This is a genomic window from Rubritalea marina DSM 17716 (genome assembly GCF_000378105.1).
In the GTDB taxonomy this organism is placed as follows: domain Bacteria; phylum Verrucomicrobiota; class Verrucomicrobiia; order Verrucomicrobiales; family Akkermansiaceae; genus Rubritalea; species Rubritalea marina.
The window spans coordinates 22,444-48,669 of the sequence record NZ_KB899265.1; the positions used below are offsets into that span (position 1 = coordinate 22,444).

The 26,226-nt window shown below is 52.6% G+C and carries 24 protein-coding genes; 1 reads left to right on the forward strand and 23 read right to left on the reverse strand.

The window, feature by feature from the left end; genetic code table 11:
• Positions 1-17 precede the first annotated feature (17 nt).
• The gene (gene gyrA, locus F454_RS15190) at positions 18-2,636 is read left to right on the forward strand and encodes a DNA gyrase subunit A (protein WP_051083306.1); all 2,619 of its coding nucleotides are present in this window, start codon (positions 18-20) and stop codon (positions 2,634-2,636) included.
• 77 nt (positions 2,637-2,713) lie between these two features.
• Here gyrA and F454_RS0112410 read toward each other — a convergent pair whose 3' ends face one another.
• From F454_RS0112410 to F454_RS0112520, 23 genes are all read right to left on the reverse strand, one after another.
• Complete coding sequence (locus tag F454_RS0112410; protein ID WP_018970982.1) at positions 2,714-2,923, reverse strand: hypothetical protein; 210 nt, start codon at positions 2,921-2,923, stop codon at positions 2,714-2,716.
• Positions 2,924-2,940: 17 nt separating this feature from the next.
• Positions 2,941-3,765, reverse strand: coding sequence for an urease accessory protein UreD (locus F454_RS0112415; protein ID WP_018970983.1), 825 nt, complete (start codon positions 3,763-3,765; stop codon positions 2,941-2,943).
• 13 nt (positions 3,766-3,778) lie between these two features.
• Positions 3,779-4,408 carry an urease accessory protein UreG gene (gene ureG / locus F454_RS0112420; protein ID WP_018970984.1) on the reverse strand — a complete coding sequence of 210 codons (630 nt, stop codon included), beginning with the start codon at positions 4,406-4,408 and terminating at the stop codon, positions 3,779-3,781.
• Complete coding sequence (locus F454_RS0112425) at positions 4,408-5,100, reverse strand: urease accessory protein UreF (protein ID WP_018970985.1); 693 nt, start codon at positions 5,098-5,100, stop codon at positions 4,408-4,410. Before F454_RS0112425 ends, ureG begins: the two co-directional genes overlap by 1 nt.
• A 2-nt stretch (positions 5,101-5,102) precedes the next feature.
• Positions 5,103-5,546, reverse strand: a complete 444-nt coding sequence (locus F454_RS0112430; RefSeq protein ID WP_018970986.1) for an urease accessory protein UreE — start codon at positions 5,544-5,546, stop codon at positions 5,103-5,105.
• Positions 5,547-7,313: an urease subunit alpha gene (gene ureC / locus F454_RS0112435; RefSeq protein WP_018970987.1), complete on the reverse strand. Its 1,767-nt coding sequence runs from the start codon at positions 7,311-7,313 to the stop codon at positions 5,547-5,549.
• A 4-nt stretch (positions 7,314-7,317) separates the two neighbouring features.
• On the reverse strand, positions 7,318-7,632 hold the full coding sequence (locus F454_RS0112440) for an urease subunit beta (RefSeq protein WP_018970988.1): 315 nt from the start codon (positions 7,630-7,632) through the stop codon (positions 7,318-7,320).
• Positions 7,629-7,931: an urease subunit gamma gene (locus F454_RS0112445; RefSeq protein ID WP_018970989.1), complete on the reverse strand. Its 303-nt coding sequence runs from the start codon at positions 7,929-7,931 to the stop codon at positions 7,629-7,631. Before F454_RS0112445 ends, F454_RS0112440 begins: the two co-directional genes overlap by 4 nt.
• Before the next feature lie 12 nt (positions 7,932-7,943).
• Positions 7,944-8,666 carry an urea ABC transporter ATP-binding subunit UrtE gene (gene urtE / locus F454_RS0112450; protein ID WP_156817278.1) on the reverse strand — a complete coding sequence of 241 codons (723 nt, stop codon included), beginning with the start codon at positions 8,664-8,666 and terminating at the stop codon, positions 7,944-7,946.
• Positions 8,659-9,447, reverse strand: a complete 789-nt coding sequence (gene urtD, locus F454_RS0112455) for an urea ABC transporter ATP-binding protein UrtD (RefSeq protein WP_018970991.1) — start codon at positions 9,445-9,447, stop codon at positions 8,659-8,661. Before urtD ends, urtE begins: the two co-directional genes overlap by 8 nt.
• A gap of 12 nt (positions 9,448-9,459) precedes the next feature.
• On the reverse strand, positions 9,460-10,578 hold the full coding sequence (gene urtC / locus F454_RS0112460; protein ID WP_018970992.1) for an urea ABC transporter permease subunit UrtC: 1,119 nt from the start codon (positions 10,576-10,578) through the stop codon (positions 9,460-9,462).
• 20 nt (positions 10,579-10,598) lie between these two features.
• A complete protein-coding gene (gene urtB / locus F454_RS0112465; RefSeq protein WP_018970993.1) occupies positions 10,599-12,233 on the reverse strand; it encodes an urea ABC transporter permease subunit UrtB in 1,635 nt (544 codons plus the stop codon).
• A 148-nt stretch (positions 12,234-12,381) separates the two neighbouring features.
• The gene (gene atzF, locus F454_RS0112470) at positions 12,382-14,199 is read right to left on the reverse strand and encodes an allophanate hydrolase (RefSeq protein WP_018970994.1); all 1,818 of its coding nucleotides are present in this window, start codon (positions 14,197-14,199) and stop codon (positions 12,382-12,384) included.
• Positions 14,200-14,223: 24 nt separating this feature from the next.
• Positions 14,224-17,835 (reverse strand): urea carboxylase, encoded by a 3,612-nt coding sequence (gene uca / locus F454_RS0112475; RefSeq protein ID WP_018970995.1) that lies wholly within the window; start codon positions 17,833-17,835, stop codon positions 14,224-14,226.
• 4 nt (positions 17,836-17,839) lie between these two features.
• On the reverse strand, positions 17,840-18,472 hold the full coding sequence (locus F454_RS0112480) for an urea amidolyase associated protein UAAP2 (protein WP_018970996.1): 633 nt from the start codon (positions 18,470-18,472) through the stop codon (positions 17,840-17,842).
• 14 nt (positions 18,473-18,486) lie between these two features.
• The gene (locus F454_RS0112485) at positions 18,487-19,209 is read right to left on the reverse strand and encodes an urea amidolyase associated protein UAAP1 (protein WP_018970997.1); all 723 of its coding nucleotides are present in this window, start codon (positions 19,207-19,209) and stop codon (positions 18,487-18,489) included.
• A gap of 6 nt (positions 19,210-19,215) precedes the next feature.
• A complete protein-coding gene (locus F454_RS0112490; protein ID WP_018970998.1) occupies positions 19,216-19,668 on the reverse strand; it encodes a CopG family ribbon-helix-helix protein in 453 nt (150 codons plus the stop codon).
• Positions 19,669-19,682: 14 nt separating this feature from the next.
• Positions 19,683-20,570, reverse strand: coding sequence for an ABC transporter ATP-binding protein (locus tag F454_RS0112495; protein ID WP_018970999.1), 888 nt, complete (start codon positions 20,568-20,570; stop codon positions 19,683-19,685).
• Between the two features lie 27 nt (positions 20,571-20,597).
• Entirely contained in the window at positions 20,598-21,881 is a 1,284-nt protein-coding gene (locus F454_RS0112500) for an ABC transporter permease (protein WP_018971000.1), read from the reverse strand.
• Positions 21,882-21,967: 86 nt separating this feature from the next.
• Positions 21,968-22,951 carry an ABC transporter substrate-binding protein gene (locus tag F454_RS0112505; protein WP_018971001.1) on the reverse strand — a complete coding sequence of 328 codons (984 nt, stop codon included), beginning with the start codon at positions 22,949-22,951 and terminating at the stop codon, positions 21,968-21,970.
• Between the two features lie 45 nt (positions 22,952-22,996).
• On the reverse strand, positions 22,997-23,749 hold the full coding sequence (locus F454_RS0112510) for a biotin--[acetyl-CoA-carboxylase] ligase (RefSeq protein ID WP_018971002.1): 753 nt from the start codon (positions 23,747-23,749) through the stop codon (positions 22,997-22,999).
• 116 nt (positions 23,750-23,865) lie between these two features.
• On the reverse strand, positions 23,866-25,128 hold the full coding sequence (gene urtA / locus F454_RS0112515) for an urea ABC transporter substrate-binding protein (protein ID WP_026292891.1): 1,263 nt from the start codon (positions 25,126-25,128) through the stop codon (positions 23,866-23,868).
• A gap of 91 nt (positions 25,129-25,219) precedes the next feature.
• Positions 25,220-26,002, reverse strand: a complete 783-nt coding sequence (locus F454_RS0112520; protein ID WP_018971004.1) for a hypothetical protein — start codon at positions 26,000-26,002, stop codon at positions 25,220-25,222.
• Positions 26,003-26,226: the final 224 nt, after the last annotated feature.

Genomic DNA, 26,226 nt, shown 5'->3' on the forward strand with positions numbered 1-26,226 from the left:
AACTTAATTTTAAAACGATGAACGATTCAATTAAGCCGATTAACGTCGCGGAAGAGATGTCTAACTCCTTCTTGGAGTATTCCATGTCCGTGATTATTTCTCGTGCTCTACCAGATGCGCGAGACGGTCTCAAGCCATCCCAGCGACGCATTCTTTATGCGATGCTCAACGATCTATCACTGTCACCGAACAAGGCACACTTGAAGTGTGCGCGTATTGTGGGTGATACGATGGGTAAGTACCACCCGCATGGTGATAGCTCGATTTACACCACTCTGGTGAATATGGCGCAGCCTTGGACGATGCGTGAGACGCTAGTCGACGGCCAAGGAAACTTTGGTTCTGTGGAAGGCGACGCCGCTGCGGCGATGCGATACACGGAGGCCCGCCTCACCCACATGGGTACGGCGATGATGACAGACCTTGAAAAGGAAACTGTCGATCTCACGGCAACATACGATGAAACCCGCGACGAGCCTGTCGTGCTTCCAGCTGCAATTCCGAACCTCCTCATCAATGGTGGTACGGGTATTGCGGTGGGTATGGCCACCAACATCCCAGCCCACAACATGGGTGAGGTGATTGATGGTGTTTGTGCTCGTATCGACAATCCACAGATCACTGTGGAAGAGATGAAACAATACATCAAAGGTCCTGACTTCGCGGGAGCTTGTGAGATTCGCGGGTTCAAGGGAATTGATTCCTATTTCCGCACCGGCCGAGGCAGCGTCAAAATGCGCGGCACGATGGAGGTGGATGAGAAGGCCTCAGGGGTCTCCATCATCACCATCACCCAAGTACCACACGGAGTGAACCGTGCCGTGCTGCAGCAACGGATTGCTGAGCTTGTGCGTGAGAAGATTCTCACCGACATTTCCGGTATGCGCGATCTCTCAGATGAAGAGACTCGCATCGAGATCACGCTCAAGCGTGAAGCTCGTCCACAGGTGGTGATGAACCAAATTTTCAAGCTTACTTCGATGGAGACATCCTTCGGTGTCAACATGTTGGCGATCCACGAGCGCCGCCCTAAGCAGCTCTCCGTGATTGATGCGCTCGATGCCTTTATCGAGCACCGTCGTGATGTGGTGATGCGTCGCACACGCTACTTGCTCAAGAAAGCGGAAGCACGCGCTGAGAACTTGGAGGCCTTCCTCTTGGCTCTCGGCCACTTGGATGACTTCATCAAGATCATCCGTGATTCGAAGAACCGCGATGAAGCCAGAACGCGCCTCAAAGGCTACGACTTCTCTACCCAGACCGCTGAGCAGTTAGGAATTCTCATTCGTAACCAAGCCAGCATCGTCAACGACCGCTACGTCTTCACCGACCGCCAGGTCAATGCGATCCTCGAACTCCGCCTCTACCAGCTCACTGGTATGGAGCAGGACAAGGTGAAGGTGGAGTACGACAAGCTTCTCGAAGAGATCAAAGACTTCCTCGATATCCTCGGTTCTGAAGCCCGCGTGCTTACCATCATCAAGGAAGAGCTCCTTGAGATCAAAGAAAAGCATGCGACCCCACGTCGTTGCCCAATCCTACCGGATGAAGGAGAAATCGCTATCGAAGACCTGATTGCCAATGATGGCATGATCGTGACACTTTCCAATAAAGGCTACATCAAGCGCACCCCGAGTGCCGAGTACCGTGTTCAAGCACGTGGTGGCAAGGGAGTCAAAGGCATGGAGACCAAGAATAAGAATGACGACGAACAAGACTTCGTCGAGCACCTCTTCTCTGCTCAAGCGCACGATTACCTCATGTTTTTCACCAATACAGGGCGTGTGTTTGTGGAACGAGTCTACGGACTCCCTGAAGGATCCCGCGCTTCTAAGGGCCGTTCCATTAAGAATGTACTCAACCTACAAGCAGAGGAAACAGTGGCCGCCACCTTGCGTTTGGAGCGTCAGCTCGATGAAGATGGTAATGACATCACCCTTGCTGTGGAAGATAAGTTTGTGCTGTTCGCCACGCGCTCAGGTAAGGTGAAGAAAACCGCACTCGCTGACTTCAAAAACTATCGTAAAGACGGCATCATCGCGATCAAGCTGGACGAGGGGAATTCGCTCATTGATGTGCGTGTGACCACTGGCGACGACGAAGTGATTCTGGTGACTCGCAAGGGTCTCTCACTACGCTTCACCGAAGATCAAGCACGTGCTCAAGGCCGTAACACAGCCGGTGTCGCAGGTATTCGTCCGGTAGATGGTGACTACGTTGTCGGTATGGCGATTGTCAATGACGAGGGAACGCTCCTTGTGGCATCTGAGAATGGCATAGGTAAGCGATCTCCATTTGCTGACTACCGCTCTCAGACACGTGGTGGTAAGGGAATCATCACGATGAAGTGCAATGAGAAGACCGGCGAAGTTGTCGGCTCTGTCATGGTGCTTCCTGAGGATGAGCTGATGCTCATGACTTCTGACGGCCAATCGATCCGCATCCGCTGCGCTGACATCCGCGAAGCTGGACGTAACACCTCAGGGGTGAAGCTGGTCACCATGAAAGATGACGTGGCTCTTAAAGACATCGCCCGAGTCGTCCCAGATGATGAAGAGGAAGAACTCGACGACGAAGCGACCGAGGGTGAAGAAACCCAGGCTGCTCCCGAAGAGTCCAGCGACTCCGCTGAATAATCAGCCCATTGCTTAAAAATCAAAAGGCACCCTAGGTTCAAAACCCAGGGTGCTTTTTTGTTTTTATGAGAGAGTGTTTATTTCTTGTCTTCTTGCTTTTTGCGCAGGCTGTAGATGCCGGCTACGATGCAAAGAACCGCTGTGGCGATGAGGAGCATTGGCCAGTTGAAGTCAGGGAATGGCCATTCTTCGGTGCCGTCATGGCTGTGTCCTACTGGACCAGGGTGAGCGATAACTGTGCTGGTGAGAGCTGTCAGAGAAGCTAGGGCGATGGATGCTTTTTTCATGGTTTATACTATTGTGGTTAGAGTTTTCTAAAGTCGACATTTTTGCAGAACCCTAGGTTTTTGAGTATGCTGCGTAGGGTTTTGACCTGTTTGTGGAAGGTGACTGATTTGGGTGCTAGCAGGCGGAAGATGTAGAGGCCTTCACCGAGATCGGAGACTGCTGCGTAGGGGCCGAGCTCTTGCTTGAGTTCTTGTGCTAGGACTTTTTCTGAGACTTCAATCTTGCTGTCGTAGCACCAAAGGTTGGCCATGTAACAGGCCTCCCAATCTGGGGTGCTCATGGGCAATACTTGATTTTCAGGAGTCAGATTGAGTCGTTCTCTGACTCGAAGTTCACCATCAATGAAAAGGTCAAAATGGTTTTGGTAGGTCCGGTAGGCATTGATCTCGCCATGAGCCACGCGTCCCGGTGCCAGTGAATCTAGGAGCAGCAGGCTTGAGGAGGGGGAGAGGTGGATGCTGCTGCGTTGGACAGCATGTGCACCACGCTGTGGGATCAGCATCTCGGGCCAGTAGTCTAGATGACTATCAGCTGCTAGGGTGATGTGTTGGTTGACTTCTGCCTGTGCATCGTCAGCCATGGTGTGGAAGCGGGTGGCACTTGGTGAGGTGATTGCGACATTTGATTGCTCAGCCAAATCGATTTCGATCTCCAGCTTGTCACCGCCGAATAGTCCCGCAGTGGGGTTCACCAATTGGATGGAAAGGAGTTCATCATCCCAATAGCCTTTGCTGATATGGCTGAGCCCGCCCAGCTGACGCTTTGCCAAGCGCGTGCGTTTACTCTCCTCGGAATACGAAAAGTGCAATGTTGCTTGGGACTGGAGACAGGCGGATGGCATGGGTTCTTTATTGTTAGTCGGGGATGTCTGAGAAGAGAACATCGCGCTCAAACCAAGCGAAGAAGTCATCGAGTCCGATCCCTTGTTTGAGGTCGATCATCTGGAATGGTTTTCCGTCGCGTTTGCTGGAGCAATCTTCACGCATCTGTTCGACATTAGCGCCAACGTAGGGTGCTAGGGTGACTTTGTTGACGACGAGGAAGTCTGAGTGGGCAATTGCTGGTCCGCCTTTGCGTGGAATGTCATCGCCTTCTGTGACATCGATGACGTAGATGAAGACATCCGCAAGCTCGGGGGAGAAGGTGGCTGTGAGGTTGTCACCACCGCTTTCAATCAGCACGAAATCGAGCCCCTCGTGGCGGCTTTCTAACTCATCCACCGCATCTAGGTTCATCGATATATCATCGCGAATCGCGGTGTGCGGGCAGCCGCCGGTTTCGACACCAATGATGCGGTCTTCGGGCAGGGCTGAGTGACGGATGAGGAGCTTGGCATCTTCCTGGGTGTAGATGTCATTGGTGATCACCGCCATCTTGCGCGACTTGCCATAGCGTTCGCAGATGGTGAGGCAGAGGGTGGATTTTCCGGAGCCTACTGGGCCGCCGATTCCAACACGAATGGCATTTTTGTTGTGTGAGTTCATTAGGAGATAAACATTCTGGCTTGAGCGTGGGCGTGTGAGGAAGCCGCTAGATCCCAAGTTGGGTTGGCGGATCCAATGTCGTCGACTGCTGTATTGAGTGCAGCTTCGATTGCTGGCTGGCAGTGCTGCAGCGCGCGATGGAGGAGCTGCTGATTCATCCTTGGTCCAATGGGTAGCAATTTGAGTGCCGCCTGCAGTTGCGCTGAGTACGTTTGGTAGGCGTAGGACCAAAGTGCTGCTTCTATAGGAGCATTTTCTCTTTCAAGGATCATTCCTAACACGACCGGGCTTTGGTGATGTTTCCATTGGAACTGGGTTAATTCTTCATTCGAAGCACCCCAGGTTTCTTTGAAAATCTTCCACTGTTGTTTTCCAATTTTGCTCGTTGCTTCTTGGAGTTGGCGCACTGGGCGGAGTGCTTTGGAGAGTGAGTCTAGCTCGATCAGATGCGCGAGATCCCGGCATTGGGACGCACGCCACGCGTGTGCTACCAGGGGTAAATCGACTGATTTTAATACCTCAGTGACGTCTTGGAGCAGGAATTTCTCTAGTGAACCGGCATCTGTCACCACTCCTAACTGGATCATGCCTTCCAAGCCAAAGGAATGAGCATAAGCTCCGACAGGGAGCACGCCATCACTGTAGTGTATCAGTGTGGCTAACCAAAGGGATTGTGGTGAGTTAGAGTCCATTGTTAGTGGCTGTGGCTAGAGTGCAGGCTGCAGAGGAAAATGTCGTTTTTTTGCTGGTAGGGGATGCCAATTTTGTCGAGCGATCTGCGTAAGGTATGGATGTCTTCGAGGAGGATGGACTTCTCTCTCACTTCGATGCCGAGGTGTTGGTTCCCCAAGTACCACCCTAGCTTAGTGGCCATCGCGTGGTCGTTTGGCATGGGGATCTCGATGACCGATTCTGGGCTTTGTACTAGCTTGTAGCAATGGCCGTCGGCTCCCGCCAAGAGGTCGTGGTGTTTAGCTGCTTGATTGAGCTGGAATGCAATTTCTTTGCCATTGCTAGCCAGCTTTCTCCAGCGCCTTTTGACGATGCTGTGACGGTCGATTTCAATATCGATGACTTCGGCTGGAATGTCGTCCGACCAAGATGCTAGAATCAATACTGTGGGGACCTCAGTGGGCATTTAGAATAGGAAGTAGCGTTGGGCCAAGGGCAACTCGTCGAGTGGCTCGCAAGTGATGACCTCGCCATCCACGGTGACTGTGTAGGTTTCGGGATCGATCTCAATATCTGGCATGGCCGAGTTGAATAGCAAATCGTTCTTGGTGATCTCTCTGGTGTTTCTAACCGCGATGAGTTCTTTGTTGAGCTTGAGCTTTTCCTTGATCCCTTGATCGAGTGCTTGCTTGCTCACAAAGGTGAATGAGGTGCTGAACTTCGCCGCGCCGTGTGAAGCGAACATCGGGCGGTAGTAGTTTGGCTGCGGCGTCGGGATCGAGGCATTGGGGTCGCCCATATTGGCGAGGGCAATCATCCCTCCCTTGAGAACCATTTCTGGTTTTACGCCAAAGAACATTGGCTTCCACATGGCGATATCGGCAATCTTGCCAACCATGAGTGAACCGACTTGATCACCTATGCCGTGGGCAATCGCAGGGTTGATGGTGTATTTTGCCACGTAGCGCAGGGCGCGGAAGTTGTCTGATTGAGGATGCGTCTCAGATTCTAACTTACCAAATTGCAGCTTCATCTTGTGGGCAGTCTGCCAGGTGCGCATGACGACTTCGCCGACACGGCCCATTGCTTGGCTATCGGATGAGATCATGGAAATCGCACCAATGTCGTGAAGGATGTCTTCTGCGGCGATCGTCTGCGGACGGATACGAGATTCAGCAAAGGCCACATCTTCGGGGATCTTTGAGTCAAGGTGGTGGCAGACCATGAGCATGTCGAGGTGCTCATCGATGGTGTTGACGGTGAATGGGCGCGTTGGGTTGGTCGATGATGGCAGCACGTTAGGGTGCGAGCACACCTTCATGATGTCGGGCGCGTGGCCACCACCAGCACCTTCGGAGTGGTAGGTGTGAATGGTGCGACCTGCGAATGCGTTGAGTGTGTCTTCGAGGTAGCCCGACTCGTTGAGCGTGTCAGTGTGGATTGCTACTTGCACATCCATTTCGTCGGCCACGCTGAGGCAGGTGTCGATGGCTGCTGGGGTGGTGCCCCAGTCTTCATGAAGTTTGAGCCCGATCGCTCCAGCCATGATTTGCTCGCGCAGCGGTTCTTTGGTGGCGCAGTTGCCTTTGCCTAGGAACCCTAGGTTCATTGGGTACTCGTCTGCGGCTTCGAGCATGCGGCTGATGTTCCACTCACCTGGGGTGCATGTGGTGGCATTGGTGCCAGTGGCTGGGCCGGTGCCTCCGCCTAGCATGGTGGTGACTCCGCTGGCCAGGGCGGTATCGATCTGCTGGGGGCAGATGAAGTGGATGTGTGAGTCCACACCACCAGCAGTGATGATGTTTCCTTCTCCAGCTAGAACTTCGGTGCCAGCACCGATGACCATGGGGTCGAGCTCTCCAGTTTCTGGATGTGGGACGAGCGAGCCGATGCCGTCCTGGATGTCTGGGTTGCCCGCATGGCCAACTCCGACAATGCGTCCCGCTTTGATGCCAAGGTCGGCTTTGATCACGCCGAGTTCGGCGTCGATGATGACCGCATTGGTGACCACGAGGTCGAGGCATTCTTTATCGAGTGCTTGTGACGATTGGCCCATGCCATCGCGGATCACCTTGCCGCCGCCGAATTTGACTTCATTGCCGTAGCCCGCGACTTGGGTGACGTAGTCTTTTTCGATTTCGATGAAGAGTTCCGTGTCAGCGAGTCGCAATTTATCGCCAATGGTCGGCCCAAAGTGCTCTGCGTATTGCTTTCTGGTAAGTTTGAGTGACATGGCGTTACTGGTTGATTGGTCCGTTGACTCGTGCTTGGTGCCCCCATGCTTCAAGTTTGCCAGCTAGGGCGACAAGCTCGACCTCACGCGTGTCGCCAGGCTCGAATCGCACTGCCGTTCCCGCAGGAATATTGAGTCGAAAACCTAGGGTGCTTGGTCGATCAAATGTGAGTGCGTTGTTGGCTTCAAAGAAGTGGTAGTGGCTGCCAATCTGGATCGGTCGGTCACCGGTATTACTGACTTCGATCACTTGGGTGTTGAGCTCGGTATTTGCCACGAGCTCTTCGGCATCGGCGCAGATGATTTCTCCTGGGATCATTGGATTGGGTGGTGGACGGTGACGAGTTTGGTGCCATCAGGGAAAGTTGCCTCGACCTGCACTTCGTGGATCATTTCTGGAATGCCTGGCATCACGTCATCTCTTGACAGAATGCGCGTCCCTTCATCCATCAGAAGTGCAACACTTTTACCATCGCGAGCTCCTTCGACGATTTCATAGGTGATGATGGCAATAGCTTCTGGGTAATTCAGTTTCAAGCCACGCGCTTGCCTGCGGCGAGCTAGATCGGCAGCGACAACCACCATGAGTTTTTCTTGTTCTCTGGGTGTTAGGTGCATGAGGAGCTAGATTTAAACGGTTAAGTACTGAGCGATCACATCATCAGTAAGAGCAGAAATCTTGCCAGCTTCGACGATGGTTCCTCGTTCCATGATGGCAAAGTGGTCTGAGCATGCTTTGGCAAAATCGATGTACTGTTCAACGAGGAGAATGCTCATATCGTAGTTTTTTTTGAGGTAGTTGATGGCATCTTCGATTTGATCGATGATCGATGGTTGGATGCCCTCGGTCGGTTCATCGAGCAGTAAGAGTTTAGGGTTGGTGAGTAGCGCTCTGCCAATGGCGAGTTGTTGCTGCTGACCACCAGACAGAACACCACCTTTGCGATTACGCATTTCTTTGAGCACGGGGAACAAGCTAAAGACTTCATCGAGCTTTTCTCCGTTATCTTTGCCGTGGATGCTCATGCTGATTTTGAGGTTCTCCCACACGCTGAGCCCCGAGAAAATCTCTCTTCCTTGAGGGACATAGCCGATGCCTGAGCGCGCTCGTTTTTCTGTCGAAAGACCTTGGATTTCATTGCCATCGAGAGTGATGGTGCCTGAGCTTGCGGGGGCAATGCCCATGATGGTTTTGAGGGTGGTGGTCTTGCCAACGCCATTGCGGCCAAGCAATGAAACCACTGAGTTTTCTGGGATGTTGAAGTCAACGTCTCTGAGGATACGAGATCCATCGTAGGCGACGTTGATGCCTTGCAAGGTGACTTTGTTTGATTGGGCCATTGGATTATTCATGCTTTTGTCTACCTAGATAGACTTCCTTCACTTTTGCGTCGTTAGCGACTTCGAGAAACTTTCCTTCTTTGAGCACATGTCCTTGATGGAGCACCGTGACTTTGCGTGCGATCTGGCGGATGAATTCCATGTCGTGCTCCACCACCATGATGCTGTGCTTTCCCTCGAGACTGAGCAGCAGCTCACCAGTTCGCTCGGTTTCCTCATCACTCATTCCTGCAGCAGGTTCATCCACGAGCAAGATGCGAGGCTTTTGCGCTAGGAGCATGCCAATTTCTAGCCATTGCTTTTGGCCGTGCGATAGCAAGCCTGCTTGGTGGTGGCGCATGTCTTGCAGCCTGATAGTTTCAAGTACTTCTTCGATGGCTTCTCGATCGGGTTTACTTTCTTTGTAGAAAAGTGCGTGGAGTACGGAGCGATTGTGTCCCAGCGAGAGTACGATGTTATCGTAGACACTGTGGTGTTGATAGATGCTCGGAGTCTGGAATTTTCTGGCGATGCCTAGGCGGTTGATTTCATACTCACGTAGTTTGGTTAGGTCGAGGTCATGGCCATCATCCTGGTGGTACTTCAGGGTGCCTTCGTCTGGGCGCGTGCGTCCTGTGATGAGGTCCATGAAGGTGCTCTTACCGGCGCCATTTGGTCCGATGATCGTTCTGAGTTCTCCTTCACCAAGGTAGAAGTTGAGGTCATTGATTGCTTTGAATCCATCAAAGCTTTTGGTGACTGATTCGATCGAGAGAACCAAGTCAGTGTCTTTGTAAAGTGGGTGATGTGACATGGCGATGGTGACTTAGGCGCTGGCAGTTACTTGCTTGGACTTTTTCTTTGCGAGATAGGCTTTGATTTGTTCCCAGAGCCCCATGACGCCATTGGGCATGAAGAGCACCACGAAGAGGAAGACAAAGCCAAGGATGATCAGCCAACTTTCCGGGTAGGCGCGGGTGGTGAAGCTCTTGAGCAGATTGATTAAGACGGCTCCGATGATTGGCCCGAATTTGGATCCACGCCCGCCTACCGCGACCCAGACGACGATGTCTAACCCTTTGGTGGGCCACATTTCACTGGGGTTGATGATACCTGCTTGGGGGACATAGAGTGCGCCAGCGAGGCCGGCGATCATGGCACTCAAAACAAAGATGAAGACCTTGTAGTGTGTCGTAGAATAGCCAGAAAATCGGACACGGTTTTCTGAGTCACGAATCGCACGTTGTACCAATCCGAACTTACTTTTTAGCAGCCAGGCGATGAGTAGATAGACACCGATGAGGAAGGCGCCAGAGGCCCAGAAGAGGCCACGTGCTGCAGCTGGGTCATTGATGTTGGTTCCGAGTATGAACTTGAAGTCGGTGAACCCATTGTTCCCTCCGAAGGTGAAGTCGTTGCGGAAGAAGAGTAAGGCTGCTGCGTAGGTGAGCGCCTGGGTGAGGATGGAAAAGTAGACGCCTTTGATTCGTGAGCGGAAGGCTAATAATCCAAATAGGAAGGCTACCAAGCCGGGCACCCACATCGCTGCGAAGATTGCAAATGTTGGACTATAGAATGGTTTCCAGTGGGTGGGGAGTTCATTGTAGCCTAAGAAAACCATGAAGTCGGGCAGGACACTTTTATAGGCTCCTAATTCCCCAATCATGAGCATGAGGTACATTCCAAATGCATAGCCACCGAGAGCAAAGAAAAGGCACTGGCCCAGGCACAACAGCCCAGTGTAACCCCAGAGGAAGTTGAGGCTCACTGCGAGAATCGCATAGCACAGGTACTTGCCCCAGACATTGAGTTGGAAGCTGCTAACGTGAAGTAGCGAACCCTCGGGGAAGATCATGTTCATCACGGGGAAGATCGCCACAAAGCATGCTAAGATAGCGAAGAGCGTCTTTTCAGCACCCGAATCAAAGTAAGATAGTTTATTCATTTTGAATGAGAAGTCGTTGCTTAGTCGTCTAGGCTACGGCTGCGTGCTGGGAAGATGCCGCCGGGTTTAAATTGTAGGAATGCGATGATCATGAAGAGCACGGTGATCTTGCCCATCACTGGACCCAGAATCGGTTGTAGCCCTTGATCAATCATGCCGATACCCAGTGATGAAATCGCGGCGCCCAACAAATTACCGACTCCACCGACGACGACGACCATAAAGCTGTCGACGATGTAGGTTTGCCCCATCGAGGGGCCTACATTGCCGATCTGGGAGATGAAGGCGCCAGCCAGCCCTGCGAGGCCTGAACCAAAGGCAAATGTTAGCATATTCACTCTGCTGGATGGCACTCCGAGGCTCGAAGCCATTTGGCGGTTTTGCATGGTGGCGCGAACGTGGAGACCCCAATTGGTTTTTGAGAGGAGCAATTTGGTGACGACGACTACAAAGATGGCAAAAATGATGAGACTGAGGCGGTTGAACGAGATGAGCACGCCACCAAAGTTGGCACTGCCAGAGAGCCAGTCAGGTGAAGATACTGAAACGTTGGCGGCGCCGAAGTAGAGTCGGAATGCTTGTTGCATCACCATGGAGACCGCCCAGGTTGCTAAGAGCGACTCGAGTGGGCGTGAATAGAGAAATTGGATCAAACCTTTTTCTAAGATTGCGCCAGCTATCGCGGAGATGAGAAAGGCAATCGGAATGGCGATGATGAAGTACCAATCGTACATTGCTGAGCTTTCCCCATAGGTCGTGATGATGAAGTTCTGGACGAGATAGACGGAGTAGCCTCCGATGGCAATGAACTCACCGTGCGCCATGTTGATTACCCCCATTTGGCCAAAAGTGATGGCGAGACCATAGGAGACTAACAATAGTACTGAACCAGTGCTGAGTCCTCGAACGATGGTGCCGATCACGTCGATAAATTGTTGGTGTTCTTTGATCTGGCGCATGGCGATGTCGGCAGCGCTGATGATGTTTGTTGCGTCTGCGCCTACGGCAATTTTTCTGGCTTTCTCGATGAACCCATTAGCCGCGAGGACATGGCGATCTCCTAGCAATTTGATCGCGGTGACTTTTTCATCTTCTGATCCGTGGGCAATCAGGCAAAGGGCAATGGCTTCTTCGAAGGCCAGCTTGACCTCATGAGATGTTTGCTCCTGGGAAAGGTTTCTGAGAATTTCGAGGTGCTCTAGCTTTTGGGTGGCGCCTAGCTTGCGTGCGGCCTCGGCGCGCGTGCTCATGTCTGGTGAGCGCAAGTCCAAGAAATCGACGATTTTGCTCAATTGTTTTCTGAGCTTACGGCTGGCCCTAGATTTTTTGTGATCATCTGCGGGGATGGCGAGTTCTCCCGTTGCAAGGTTTTGGTAGGTATTGTCGGCGACTTTCCAGTAGACGATTTGAGTGCTAGCGGATCGACTGATGTTGCCGACTCGCCATGCTGCTACGATCTCTTGGATGATCGGTTCGCCTAGTTTTGAGAGTTTATCGAGCGATGCTTGATGGGTGGAGCGATCATCGGTTTGGACAAGCTCGACTAGCACTTGTCTCGCTTTGACCTCATCACACCAAGCCGACGGTATGGTGATGAATATGGCGAATAGAATGCAGAAGGTGCTGAGACATTTTTTCGAGGATGAAAATATCATAATATCATGGTCTCATATCTTTAGACTGAAATCTAATTAGCATTATATGTGCCATTAGATTGTGTAATTATCTATCAATGAGTTTAATGGATGACTTGAATGTGTTTATTGTTCATTTATATAATTTGGTGGAAATATACTAATAAATCTATTCAGAGGTGTTTTGATTGATGAATTTACGCCAGTCTGCGAGGTGGGAGATATCTTGAGCTGGTTGTTGGGGTGAGTGGATCGCGATAGGTTCGCAAATGAAGCCAGGGCATTCGTCACCATTTTCTAGTGTGACTTTGCCGATTCCTAGTGGGGCTGGGATATTGGTCACGAAGGATCCAAAGTGCGCCGTAGGGATGAGCCAAACTTCGACATAGATGGAGACTGCCTCTGGGCTCTGCGGGCATACTTTGATCACGCCAGGTCGAGGTGGGATGCTATCGCCAATGGCGGGTAGGGCGTAGAATTTGTATGTTTTGGCTGTGCGAGTGGTTCTCCAGAGTCGTGCTTGGCGCGAGGTGAGTTGCCCATTGAGGGCCATTCCAGAAAGGTGAGCTCCGCAGACCACGATAGCATTCCATCCCTCTGGGATATTGTTTGTGTCCTCATCCACGGGGGGCGTTCCCGTGGCAAACCTCCCAGCGATGTCGAGTAATTTGGCATCGTGGAACTTTGGCGCGAAGGCGGTGACACCAAAAGGCAGGCCGTGTTTGTAGAAGCCAGCGGGGAATGCGGTAGCAGCGTAGTCCAGCAGGTTCATGAAGTTGGTGTAGTAGCCAAGGTTCGAGTTGAGCTCTATGGGTTTTGCAGCAACTTCGCTCTTGGTATATACGGTGCCGTTGGTGGGGGTGAGGACGAAGTCAACAGTTTCGAGTGTCTGGTCGGCCAGGCGTTTGAGTGACTTGAGTTTGTACTCGGCTTTGAATGCGTCGGATGCTTTTAAATGTTCTCCTGGGGCAATGATTTTATGAGTTACGGGATGGAGTGCGTCTGGCGAAGTTCTGATAAATTCTTCGATAGCGACGAAGCGTTCCGCGACCCAAGGGCCTTCGTAAAGAAGGAGAGCGGCTTCTAGGAAGGGGGTGAAGTCGATGGTGACCTTCAATCCACCGAGTGCTTCCATACCTTGGATTGCTTTGGCGTAGAGCTGCTCAGCCTCGATGTCTCCGAAGAACTTGAGTTGTGCTGTTTCAGGAACCCCAAAGGTGAAGTTCTTTTGAACTGAGCCAAGCGGGGCTGCTTCTGGCACATGCTGGGACGGGACCGCGTATGGATCTTTGGGGTCGAACTGGGCAGCTACGGAATAGATGCATTGGGCATCTTCTGCTGTGTTGGCAAAGATCGAGACACAGTCCAGTGATTTACAGGCGGGTACCACACCGCGACAGCTCAGCGTGCCTTTGCTTGGTTTGTGTCCCACGAGGTTGTTGAGCGATGCTGGTACTCTGCCTGAGCCAGCAGTGTCGGTACCCAATGCGAAACTCACCAGTTGCTTGGCGCAGGCGACCGCTGAGCCAGAGCTGGATCCCCCTGGGATGTACTCAGAGCGGTAGGCATTGTCCGGAATGCCGTAGGGTGATCGCAGCCCGACCAAGCCGGTCGCAAATTGATCTAAGTTTGTTTTGCCGATAGGAATGGCACCTGCTGCGATCAATCGTTCCACGACGAAGGCCGACTTTTCAGGAGTGTAGGCATAGCTCGGGCAGGCAGCGGTGGTGGGGGTGCCAGCGAGGTCAATATTGTCTTTGATGGCGAATGGTATGCCGTAGAGCGGGAGCTCTCTGGGGTCCTGGGATTCGAGTGCCTCAGCGTACTGGAGTAGTTGCTCCTGTGAGAGCAAGTGAATCCAGATCGCGCTGGGCTCGATGGCGGCAATCTTCGCTGAGAGGAGATTGGTCAAGCCCCGAGGGGTCAATGAGCCGTTGAGGTAGGCAGCTCTGAGGCTAGGGATGCTCAGGTCGTCGATAGTGTTCATGGTGTGGGCAGCTTGCTTTTAGACTTATTGGGGGCGGATGGAGGCGATGATTTCTCCAGCCGTCACTGCGGCGCCCTCCTCTTTATGGATGCTGGTGATGGTGCCGGAGCAGGGAGCAATGACGTGGAACTCGGTTTTCATGCTTTCGATGATCATGATAGTTTCGTCTTGAGCGACTTGTTTGCCGGGCTTGGTGAGGATTTTCCAGAGGCTGCCGACGATGGGGGCGTGGACTTGTTCATCTGCTTCATCGAGGTTGAGAGGATCGGTCTCCGTGTGAAGGTGTGATTCTGTGGAGGAAAAGTTCATCGCACCGGTGCGTTCCCAGTCTTCCCTTTCTTTATCGAAGGCGTCCTGTTGTTTGGCTTTGAATTGCTGAATTGGCTCCGCATTTTCTGCGAGGAATTGGTGGTAGTCTGCGACTTTAAAGCTGCTCTCTTCGATGCGGACTTCGAAGCTTCCAGTAAGGAACTTTTCGCGCATTTCTAGGAGTTCTTCTTCACCTACAGGGTACCAACGGATCTGATCGAAGAACCTCAAAAGCCATGGCTTAGGGAATTGCTCGGTTTTATTGTAGCGGTTCCAAATCGGTAGGGTTCTACCAACAAATTGATAGCCGCCGGGGCCTTCCATGCCATAAATGCACATGTAGGCTCCGCCGATGCCCACGGCATTCTCAGGTGTCCAGGTGCGCGCTGGGTTGTATTTGGTGGTAACGAGGCGGTGGCGCGGGTCGAGTGGGGTGGCGACTGGGGCACCTAGATAGACATCGCCTAAGCCCATCACAAAGTAGCTGGCATCGAAGACGATTTTTTTGACATCTTCGATCGATTTTAGCCCATTGATGCGTCGGATGAATTCGATATTCGAAGGGCACCACGGTGCGTCGTCACGCACGATTTGCATGTATTTTTCGATGGCCAGTTGGGTGCTGGGGTCATCCCAAGAAAGTGGGAGATGGATGATTCTGCTGGGGAATTCCATCGCCTCGACGGGGGGTAATGCGAGTTCTATCGCCGAGACATATTCCAATACGGCCTCGAGGCTGAGGTGCAGGGGATCGTATTGGATTTGTAGCGATCGGATGCCAGGAACGAGCTCTAAAAGCCCATCGAATGGGCTGTCCTTGAGGTTTTGGTAGAGTGCCTGCACTCTGAATCGCAGATCGAGGTCGAGCTCCATGTCGCCGAATTCGACCAAGAGTACTCCATCACCACTCTGACGGTAGGTGGATGCTGGGGCTTCATTGGGTGTGTTGACTCTCAGGACGGGAGAGTGCAGGGACTCGGCTGTGAGAGTGGTGGACCATGGTATTGTTGTATCTTCTTTGGAGATTTCCTTATGACCTGCTAGGAGCTTTTCTTGGGTGACAAAGCGCTGCTCGGCGTTTTCGTTAGAGATGTTGATGAATCGTATGGTGTCGCCTGCCTTGAGTTGCCCGAGTTTCCATAAATCTGCCTTGATCACCACGGCGGGACAGACAAAACCTCCGAGGCTTGGGCCGTCTGGTCCGAGGATGATTGGCATGTCCCCAGTGAAGTCGATAGAGCCAACAGTGTAGGCATTGTCATGGATGTTTGATGGGTGGAGTCCAGCCTCCCCACCATCACTTCGTGCCCAATCGGGCTTCGGTCCGATGAGGCGGACGCCGGTACGGTCTGAGTTGTAGTGCACTTCCCAATCGCTTTTGAAGAAGGTTTCGATGTCATCTGGAGTGAAGAACTCGGGGGCCGCGTGTGGTCCGTAGTTGACGTGGATCTCCCAGTGAGAATCGAGCGTGGGTAGAGCCCATGGTTCAAGCGGGTTTTCGGCTTGAGTGTTTTTACGATTCTGGATTTGTAGGATATCTCCATGCTGCAAGGTTCTACCGGCGTGGCCGCCAAACTTGCCGAGGCGGAAGGTGGACTTGCTACCGAGGTAGTCGGCGGCATCTAGACCACCGGAGAAGGCGATATAGCAGCGTTGACCGGCACCCTCAGCGAGTCCTAGCTTGAGGGTGTCTCCTTCGGAAACTTGGATGGTTGTGTGTCGTGCGATGTGCTGGTCATTGAGCATTGGTGACATGTCAGCTCCAGTGATGCAGATCGAGGTGTCGCAGCCGAAGCGCAGGGTAGGGCCTTGCACTGAGCATTCCATGCCAGCAGCGTCGGCTGAGTTGCCAAGAATGGAGTTTGCGATGCGGAAGTGGAGGGTGTCAAAGGGGCCTGATGGGGGAACGCCGACGTCCCACATGCCGACCCGGCCCGGGTAGTCTTGGATGCTGGTTTCTAATCCTGGCTTGAGGACCTCGATGCGCCTGTCTGCGTAAGTGAAGTCATTGAGGAAGCGCGTGTGGATGGTGCCGGATTGGAAGGCTTCGGATTCCAGTACTGCGTGGAGGAAGCGCAGGTTTGACTCGATCCCATAGAGCTCTGTGTCTAGCACCGCGGCGGAGAGCGCGAGTTGCGCAGCTTTGCGGTTGGCTCGGTGCACGATGATTTTCGCCAACATCGGGTCATAGAATGGAGAGACCTCGGTACCTGGCTGGAGCCATGTGTCGCAGCGGCTGCGATGAGGTGGCCTGAAGTGGCTGATAAACCCGGTGCTTGGCTGGAAGTCTTTTTTGGGGTCTTCGGCGTAGACGCGGACTTGCATGGCGTGCCCAGATGGCTGCAGTATGATCGAGGAAAGTGCTGGCATTTCGCCGTGGCCGAGAGCGATCATCCAGCCAACGAGGTCAACACCCCAAACTTCTTCGGTGACGCCGTGTTCGACTTGAAGCCTGGCATTAACTTCAAGAAAATAGAATGTACGAGCAATATCATCCCAGAGGAATTCGACGGTGCCTGCGGATTGGTAATTGACGGACTTGGCGATCGCCGATGCGGCGCTGTGAAGTGCCTCACGCTCGTTGTCTGTGAGTCCGGGAGCTGGAGTTTCTTCAATGACTTTTTGGTTGCGTCGTTGGGTCGAGCAATCGCGCTCGCCAAGTGTCAGAACCTCGCCTTTGCCATCACCAAATAACTGAACTTCGATGTGGCGAGCGCGCTCGATGTATTTTTCAATAAAGACACTGGAGTCTGAGAAGTTAGAATCTGAAAGTCGTACGACTTGCTCAAATTTGTCGGCCACTTCATCGGGGCTGTAGGCGACCTGCATGCCGATCCCTCCACCACCGGCGGAGGATTTAATGATGACTGGATAACCGATGGCCTTGGCTGTTTCTATTGCTTCATGAGCCGAGCTGAGAAGCTCGCTGCCCTCTAGCAGCGGAACCCCTTGTTGCTTTGCGATGTCGCGGCAAAGGTGCTTGAGCCCACAGGTCTCGAGCTGGGCCGGCGTGGGTCCGAGGAAGGTGATTCCCTCTGTGGCACATTGTTGGGCAAACTTAGCATTCTCACTCAAGAAGCCATAACCAGGATGGATGGCAGTGACGCCGAGCTTCTTGGCCTCGGAGATGATGCGGTCGGCATTGAGGTAGGTGTGTTGTGGGGTGTCTCCAGGTAGGTGAATGGCTTCATCGGCTTCGAGTACGTAGGGAGCTTCCTTGTCCGGATCCGAGTACAGGACGACCGAGGGTATTTGGAGTTTTTTGAGGGTGTTGAGAATACGGCTGCTGATGGCGCCACGGTTGGCGATAAGAACTTTTTTCTTCATGGTTTTAGTCCCAGATGAAGACCTCCACTGGGGTCGGGTTGTATGCATTGCACGGGTTGTTCAACTGTGGGCAATTCGAGATGAGTGCTAGGATGTCCTGCTTTGCGACCATTTCGACATACCTGCCGGGTGCTGAAATGCCGTCGGCGAAGGTGAGCTCTCCATCCGAGGTGACTGGGACATTCATGAAGAAGTTGATGTTGCAGGTGATGTCGCGCTTCCCCATGCCTTGGCCCCATTGTGCGAGCCCGGAGATGAAGATGTCTCTGCAGGCGTGCATGGGTTCTTTTTCGAAGGCATAGCGCATAATGTTAGACTCACGGGAGCAGGCTCCTCCAAGGGTGTCATGGCGGCCACAGGTGTCGGCCGTCACCATGAGCATCGGGTGGCCCAAGTTACTCATGAGGGTGGTGCCAGTGGTGATGTAGAGGTTTTGTTGGTGTTGGATCGTGTCACTGGCGCTGTAGCGCTCTGAGCTATCGTGCGAGCAATAGAAGAGCGTGTCGGCTGCTTGGTTTCCTTCGAGGTCAAGGATGCGGAAGGTCTGACCTTTCTTGATTTCATGCATCCAGTGGTCGCCAGCCAGGATGACCTTGCGATAGGCTGCGAGTGCGGGGTTCATGGTGGATTCAGTCATGGTTGATCGCTTGGTTAGGAATTGAGGAGGTAGTAGTTTGCGGTGTGGAGGAACGCTCTTACGTTTTCAGGACGAGAGTTGATGCAGGGGTCTTGCTGTTGCACGGTCGGTGCGTCGAAGACTTCTAGAAGCACCTTCTTTGAGCAGTACTCCGGGGAAGGGTCTAGCGGGTGTGGGCAGTTGTTGAGTACGACTAAGGTGTCCATTTCAAAGCGCAGTTCGACATGGTCGCCGGCTTGTGAATGGCCATCCACATACTGGAGGTCACCCAGTTCGTTGGGTGCTACTTTGCTGAAGAAGTTGAGATTTGGGACGATGTCCCGGAGTCCTAGCCCCCATTTGCTGAGTTCGATGAGGAAGGTTTCTTGGCCATTACGGAAGAAGTCGTTGCGGGCGTCTTGGAAGGTCCTGCTACCATATTTGTTTTCGATGAGTGCGGCATTGGTGCAGCCACTGACGGTGTCGTGCCATCCGACGCTATCTTTGGTGATGCTGGCAAAGATGCGGCCCATATCCGAGTGGAGGCAATAGGGGTGCTGGAGGTAGAAGATGTGTTGTCCCTTGAGGGTGTCTGGCATGTTGTAGCGCTCCAGCGGGTGGTCTGCATTGTAGAGCAACATGCTCACATTGGCACCGCCTTCAAGGTCGGTGAGCCGCAGAGATTTGCCTCGTTTGATGCGCTGGGACCACATGCTGGATGCTTGGAGTTCCCATTGGTAGATTGCTTGGCTGTTCATGATGATCTAGTGTTTGGTGATACGTGGGTGGATCGGTGGCATGAGGATGGTGGTAAGTGCTAGCTTTCCGGTGCGCACTCCTTTGCAGGAGGTGAGTTGGTTGCAGATACTGTGGAGAGTCGAAGTGGGGCCCTGAACTAGAAGAACCTCCATGGTGTGGTTGTTTTCTAACAATATGTGCTGAGAGCTAATCACTTCGTTGATGTAGCGCCTCTCGATTTCTGCAATTTTATGGAGTAGGTCGGTTTTCGATTCTTGGTAGACGAGGGTGATCGTGCCGGCGGCTACCTCATCTTCGAAGGGATTGAGGGTGGCGATCAGTGACTGATGGATCATGTCTGCAATTGCTTGAGATCTGCTCTGGAACCCTTTGCTGGAGGTGTAGCGATCGAGCTGCTCGTATGCTTCTGTGGTGAGGGATATTGAAACGCGTTTAACCTTGTTTTTGCTGTGCTGCATGATGGTGGGTTGGCTTATTCGACCTCATTGCCGACTTGGGTCATCCTGAATACTGGAGCTTCTGGTTCTGAGAGTTTCGGGTGAATGAGTTCTTCGAGGCGTTGTTTTATTGCGAGGAACTTGGGTTCTAGAAACTGGTCGGAGCTACGCGGGCGCTCGACTGGGTTCTCAATCAACTCAGCGATACGGCCTGGATGAGGTTTGAGAACTAGGATGCGATCGGATAGGTAGACGGCTTCGTCGAGGTCGTGGGTGATGAAGATGATGGTGATGTCGATCTTGCTCCAGATTTGTAGAAGGAGGCTTTGCATTTGAGCTCTTGATTGAGCGTCGAGAGCGCCGAATGGTTCGTCCATGAGAAGGATGCGAGGGCGATTTGCTAGCGCTCGGGCAATGGCCACGCGTTGTTTCATTCCTCCCGATAGTTGATGCGGGTATGAGTCTGCAAACTTGGCGAGCCCAACAAAGTCTAACCACTGAAGAGCTTCGGACTCGGTCTCCTTTCCTTTGCCGACGGTTTGTTCTAAACCGAACATGACATTTTGTTTGGCGCTGAGCCAAGGGAACAGGGTGTAGCTTTGGAAGACCATGCCGCGATCGGGGCCTGGGCCCTGGATCTCTTGGTCTTGTAGCAGAGCGACGCCTTCACTAGGTGTCTCTAGTCCGGCTAGGATTCTCATGAGGGTCGACTTGCCACAGCCAGAGGCGCCCAGCACGATAAGGAATTCTCGGTTGTGAACAGCGAGGTTGATATCGCGTAAGGATTCGACATCTTTTTTGCCGTGGAATATCTTACCTAGGGCATTCACAGAGAGTTCGACGGGGCGATTTTTGAGAGCGTCGAAGCGTTCTTTGACTTGTGTGGATTGCTCTCGATAGTCTGGGAGTTGTAGTGCTGTCATGCTTAGGATGTGTTGGAGTTCGCGGTGTTATCCTTCGTTACTTTGCCATGGAAAGAGTTTGGTTTTGAGGTAGGCGAGAGCTTGGTCTGTCATGAATCCAGTGATTCCGATGAGGATGATGACGGGGTAGACGCGGTCGAAATTACGCCGCACGCCTTGGGTGTCGATGATTTCGGTGAGGCCGGCTTTGACGCCGATGAGTTCGGCTATGACGAGCCAGGTCCATGCCCACCCGAGGGCGATGCGGAGATCGTTGTAGATGGATGGTAGGCTGGCTGGCACGACGACGCGTGTGAGCAGCCCATTGCCCTTGGCACCCAAGGTTTGAGCAGCTTCTAGCAGCGGTGTGTCTACCATGCGCACGGTTTTGGTGAGCATGAGTAAGAGGTGGGGGAAGGTGCCGATGAAGACGAGAGCGACTTTTGGGGATTGGTGGGCACCGAGGATGGCTACTAGCAAGGTGCCGAATGCGGGGGCGGGCATGTAACGGAAGAAATCCCAGAACGGCTCGAAGAGCTTGGCGAATACGTCATAGGTGCCCGCCACAACTCCAATTGGAACAGCGATAGCGGCCGCGATGAGGAAACCTAGAAAAACGGTTCTGAGTGATGTCAGGTAGCGCCCTAGCATGCTAGGTTTGTCTCCAGTGGGTTCTGCTCTCCAGTCGTGTATTCCGGTCAGAATGACTTCGTGTGGCGCTGGTAGGAATACTGGGTTGGCGGGGCGTCCTTGGGGGAGGAGGTTGAGTAACGGTTGTGTGGGGAGCTTGGTTTTTTCGAAGTGTGTGGATTGTGCTGCAAGCTCGGCCCAGTTCTCGCGAACGATGGCAATGTTTTCGGGTGTGAGTGGTCGCTTGCGTAAGATGTTTGGATTATTGGCGACTAGCCCCCAGCCAGCATAGACGGCGCTATCCGAGTCCTGTTCTTCGGCTGCGATCACCTCATTCACCACGAGGATGTCAGACAGTCGGCGAATGATCTTTAGGTTGCCACGCTTTGAGCTACGCGCTTCACCAGTGGCCTTTTGTTTGAGTATTTCTAGGTTTTGCGCTTGGGTGCTGGCTACTAGGTCCGGCAGGTAGCCTTTGCGCACGTGATCACCTGAGGTGTAGACCGTCGACCCAAAGACTCCACCGAGATCTAACTTAACATCTGGATGCCAGAGAAAGGGAGTGTAGCTAATCAGGCACCAAACGATGAGTGGGAGCAGGAAGGATAAGGTGCTGAGTAAGGTGGCGCGTTGTTTGTTGAGCGGCTTTGCGATGCTGAACCAAGCTTCACGGCGATTCTTGCTCTCAGTGGTGGAGTTCATGGGTTCACACTTTTTTGAGGTTTCGTATTACTCAGAGGGCTCAAAAAAAGGCCTCAATCCTGATGGGTTATGAGGCCTTTTTTAGCTTATTTCTTGAGTGCTTTGGTGAGTGATGGATCGAGGTAGTTTTCGATCTCAAGTGGTTTTTCGTAGACCTCAAATTTTACGTTGAAGCTGTCGACGAATTTGGTAGAGCCGTAGACTGAATCGAGGCCGTCCCCATTGTTCCATTTTTCTAGCGCTTCATCGAGGCTGAGGATGTAGGTGCCTTGGAAGAATGGCTCGTATTCTTCTGGTTTCACGTCGACGCGAGCTGCGAGGATTTTTAGAGCTTCGTCCATGTTGTCTTCGTCTTTGAGGTAGTCGACAACTTGGTACCACACGGAAACGACCTTAGCCCAATCGTCCTTGCGCGTGGCGAGGCTCTCGGCATCGACGCTGAGTAGGTCGTAGATGATGCCCGGGGCGTTCTTTGAGGTGTAGATGGCGGTAGAACCGCTCACGGCTTTGAGAGCATTTCCTGAGTTGGGTTGCCATGCTCCAATGGCGTCTACAGCTCCTGAGCTTAGGACTTCAGCAGTCTTATCGGTAGGAGTGTTTACCAAGGTGATGTCGTCGGCACTGAGACCATTTTCTGATAGAGCCTTGAGTAGGAGGAGGTGGCAGACAAAGCCTTCTTCGACACCGACCTTCTTTCCTTTGAGCTCTTTCACGGACTTGATGCCAGGAGCGGCGACGATCATGTCATTGCCGTTGGAGTAGTCGTTAATGATGATACCTACTGATGGTTTTCCTGTAGCTCCTGTGACTAGGGCATCGCCATTGGTCATGCAGACAGCATCTACTTTGCCTGCAGCATAGGCGTCCATGGATGCCACGTAATCGAACCATAAGAATTCGACCTCAACACCGGCCTTTTTAAACCAATCTTTTTGAATGGCGATTTCCCAGGCGACCCAGCCTGGCCAGTCGGAGTATGCGATCTTGAGTGCCTCAGCTTGTCCTAGGCTGCTGGAGGCGATCAGTGCGAGAAGGGCGAATGATTTTTTGAATTTAGTGATGAATTTCATGGTTCGGTTTTGTTGGTGTTGATTGGAAAGTGTGTGGTGCTGGATCTAGTGGGATGTGGTTACAAGGGGCCTGAAGTCATGCCCTCCGGTGACCTCGATGGGGCCGTCTCCGTGGTCGATTAGCATGTAACCATTGTTGCTGATGCCTTTGGCGATGCCGAAGTGGCTTTGATTGTCCCGCGTGTAGCGAAGCGCTTGGTTGAACAGGAGATCGAGTGGTTGGAAGGCTTTGATGATGTGGTTGTAGTCGCGGTCTTGGAGCGTTTGCTTGAGTTCAAGAAGGATTCTGGCCAGGAGGGATTCTCGTGAAACTGGGTGCCCGAGCTCGGCGAGCAAGGAGGTGCTGTTTTCGATATACGGTGTGGAATTGACGTTGACGCCAATACCGATGAGTAGATGCCCCTTGTGTCTTTCGATCAGGATGCCTGATGCTTTTCTCTGATTGAGGTAGATGTCGTTGGGGAGCTTGATCTTTGGCTGTAATTCAAAGTGCTGAAGTGAACGAGCGAGAGCGAGGGCGCAGCGTGTGGCGATTTGGTGGCATTGTTCGATTGAGCCTTGGTCTTTGATTAGCGCGGTGAACAACAGGTCTTTTCCCTTGGTGTTCAGCCAGTGCTTGCTGCGTCTGCCGCGTCCACTGTGCTGGTGTTCGGCGAGGAAGAGGCTTGGAATTGTTGGGCTCGAGTGGCTCAATGCCTCCATGGCCCGGGTGTTGGTTGAGTCGGTTTCGTCGAAGTACTCGACACGCCATCCGGGTGCCAGACTCTGGAATTTCGGAAGTGAAAACAGAGCGGTCATACACTGGCGTGAGTTGGGAGTTCCCCACTACATACACAGGTATGCAGTGGGGGCAGTAATGGTATGAATAGAAAAGTGTAAGGTATTATGAATAACTTAACTACATCGATACTTGTTTACTGAAAGGTGCCTTTGAGGAATGGTTCACCCACGACGTTTTCTTGGGTTTCGATGATTTCGAACTGACCATTCTCAAGTGTCTCACCGATGTAGACGTTCTTGGTGAGGTGGTGGTTTTCCTGCGAGGTGACAGTGCCGCCTGGGCCGTCGAAGCTCACGCCGGACTTGAGTGCCTCCATGACTTTCTCAGGCTCGAAGGTGCCTGCTTTCTCGACAGCGGCTTTCCAGAGGTAGACGCCATTGTAGGAGAGAACCATTGGTGAGCAGGTCACGCGGTTTTCTTTGACCACACCTGGGACGCTGCTTTGCTTGAGCCACGCTTGGAAATCAGCTTTAAACTTCTTGTTGGCCGGGCTGTCGATGGACATGAAATACGTCCAGCAACCAAGGTGACCGACGAGGTCTTTGGCTGGAAGTGAGCGGAATTCGTCCTCCGAGAGTGAGAAGGAAACCACAGGGCAATCTTCAGACTTGAGGCCGGAGGCTGCGAATTCTTTGAAGAATGGGACGTTGGCGTCACCATTGATGGTGTTGATCACACAAGCTTCGCCCGATGCGGCAAATTTGCGGATGTCTGCAACGATCTGCTGGAAGTCGCTGTGACCAAATGGTGTGTAGTTGCCTGCGCTGATGACCTTACCCTCAGCATCCTTGCGAAGGCCACCGCCGATGTTCTCCACTGGGATACCTTTGGATTGAAGGTATTCAAAGAGAACGAGGTTGGTGGTCTGTGGGTAAACGTAGTCGGTGCCGATGAGGTAGAATTTCTTGTAGCCTTCCTTGAGGAGGAAGTCCACGGCAGGGATCGCCTGCTGGTTCACTGCTTCGGCGGTGTAAAAAATGTTGGGTGACATCTCTTCACCTTCATACTGTACTGGGTAGAAGAGCAGACCCTTGTGCTTTTCGTAGACTGGAAGGACGGACTTTCGGGACACTGAAGTCCAGCACCCGAAGGTCACAGACACGTTGTCTTTCACGAGGAGTTGCTCCGCTTTCTCGGCGAATAACGGCCAATCTGAAGCGCCGTCTACTACTACGGGCTCGATTTTTTTGCCGAGAACGCCACCCTTTGCATTGATTTCGTCGAAGGTGAAGAGAAGGACGTCTCGGAGTGATGTCTCGGAGATGGCCATGGTGCCACTTAGTGAGTGGAGGACGCCCACTTTCACAGTGCTCTCAGCCACTGCCGGCTGAGCCGCGAGCATGGTACAGGCGCCCATGGTGAGGGTGGACTTGAGGATGGAAGATAACTTTTTCATGATGTTGGATTTTTGGGAAATGCTTGGTTGAGCTTGGGGCTCTATCAGACAGATAGGCCAATAGAGCCCCATAATGCTCTGAGTTCGGTTCTTAGAAGTCGATGGAAACACCCACGTTGCCAGTGATGAAGTTCTCGTCTGCGTTGAGTGTTACTTCATCGTTGGTGAGGTAACCAGTGAGGCCTGCGTTGAGGGAGAAGTCGCCAGGAAGTGGGTAACTAGCCTGCACGCCAGCACTTGCGTAACCAAAGCCGCTGTCGCCGCCGTGGAAATCATCTGGTGTGGCTGCTACTGCTACTGGGAAGCTTAAGGAAAGCTTGCCGTAGTCTGTGCCTGGGGCTACGCCGAGTACGAAGAACACGCCGTTGTTGCCACCACTCGCACCTTCGGATACTCGAAAGTGAGCAAGGAGCGATGGGTTGAGCCAGTGATCGTAGCCGTAGCCTAAGTCGATGATCTGCTCCACTTCGCTACCATAGACCCATGACTGGCCAGTTAAGCTGAAGCTGTGGGAACCTGCTGTGTAGCCAAGACCTGCCCAGAAGTCGACTTCCTGGAGATCGCCGCCGATGGTGTCAGTTGCGTTGTTATTGATGTCCATCCATGTGCCGATGCTGAATGTGAGTGCGTCAGTGATCGCGTAGTCGAGGTTGATGGATGGGTTGAATGTGCCGTCGCTGCCAAAGTCGGTACCAGCGCCCCACACATCAAGACCGTAGGAGATGAAGTGTGTGTTGTAGGCGAGATCAAGTGTGCCTGATACTCGGCTCTCAGGAGCTGGTGCTACGACTGGAGTTTCTACTTCACCAGCAAGTGCGCCGCTTGTGAGTAGCGCAGAAACTGCGAGTGTGGATAGTTTATTAATGTTATTCATGATTAGCGTGTGTTGTGTTATTAGATGATGTAAACTTTTCATCTGTGGTTTTGAGCTAAGCATTGCATGTGCCAATTTTGTTAAAAACATATATAAAGATAATTCATTTATTTATTATAATTTGATTCATGTTAGTTATGTTTTTGATTACCTCCATGCATTCTCAAGATGATCTCAGTTCATGGGGTGTTAGGTTGTTAAGTATGATTCCCATTCATGCACGA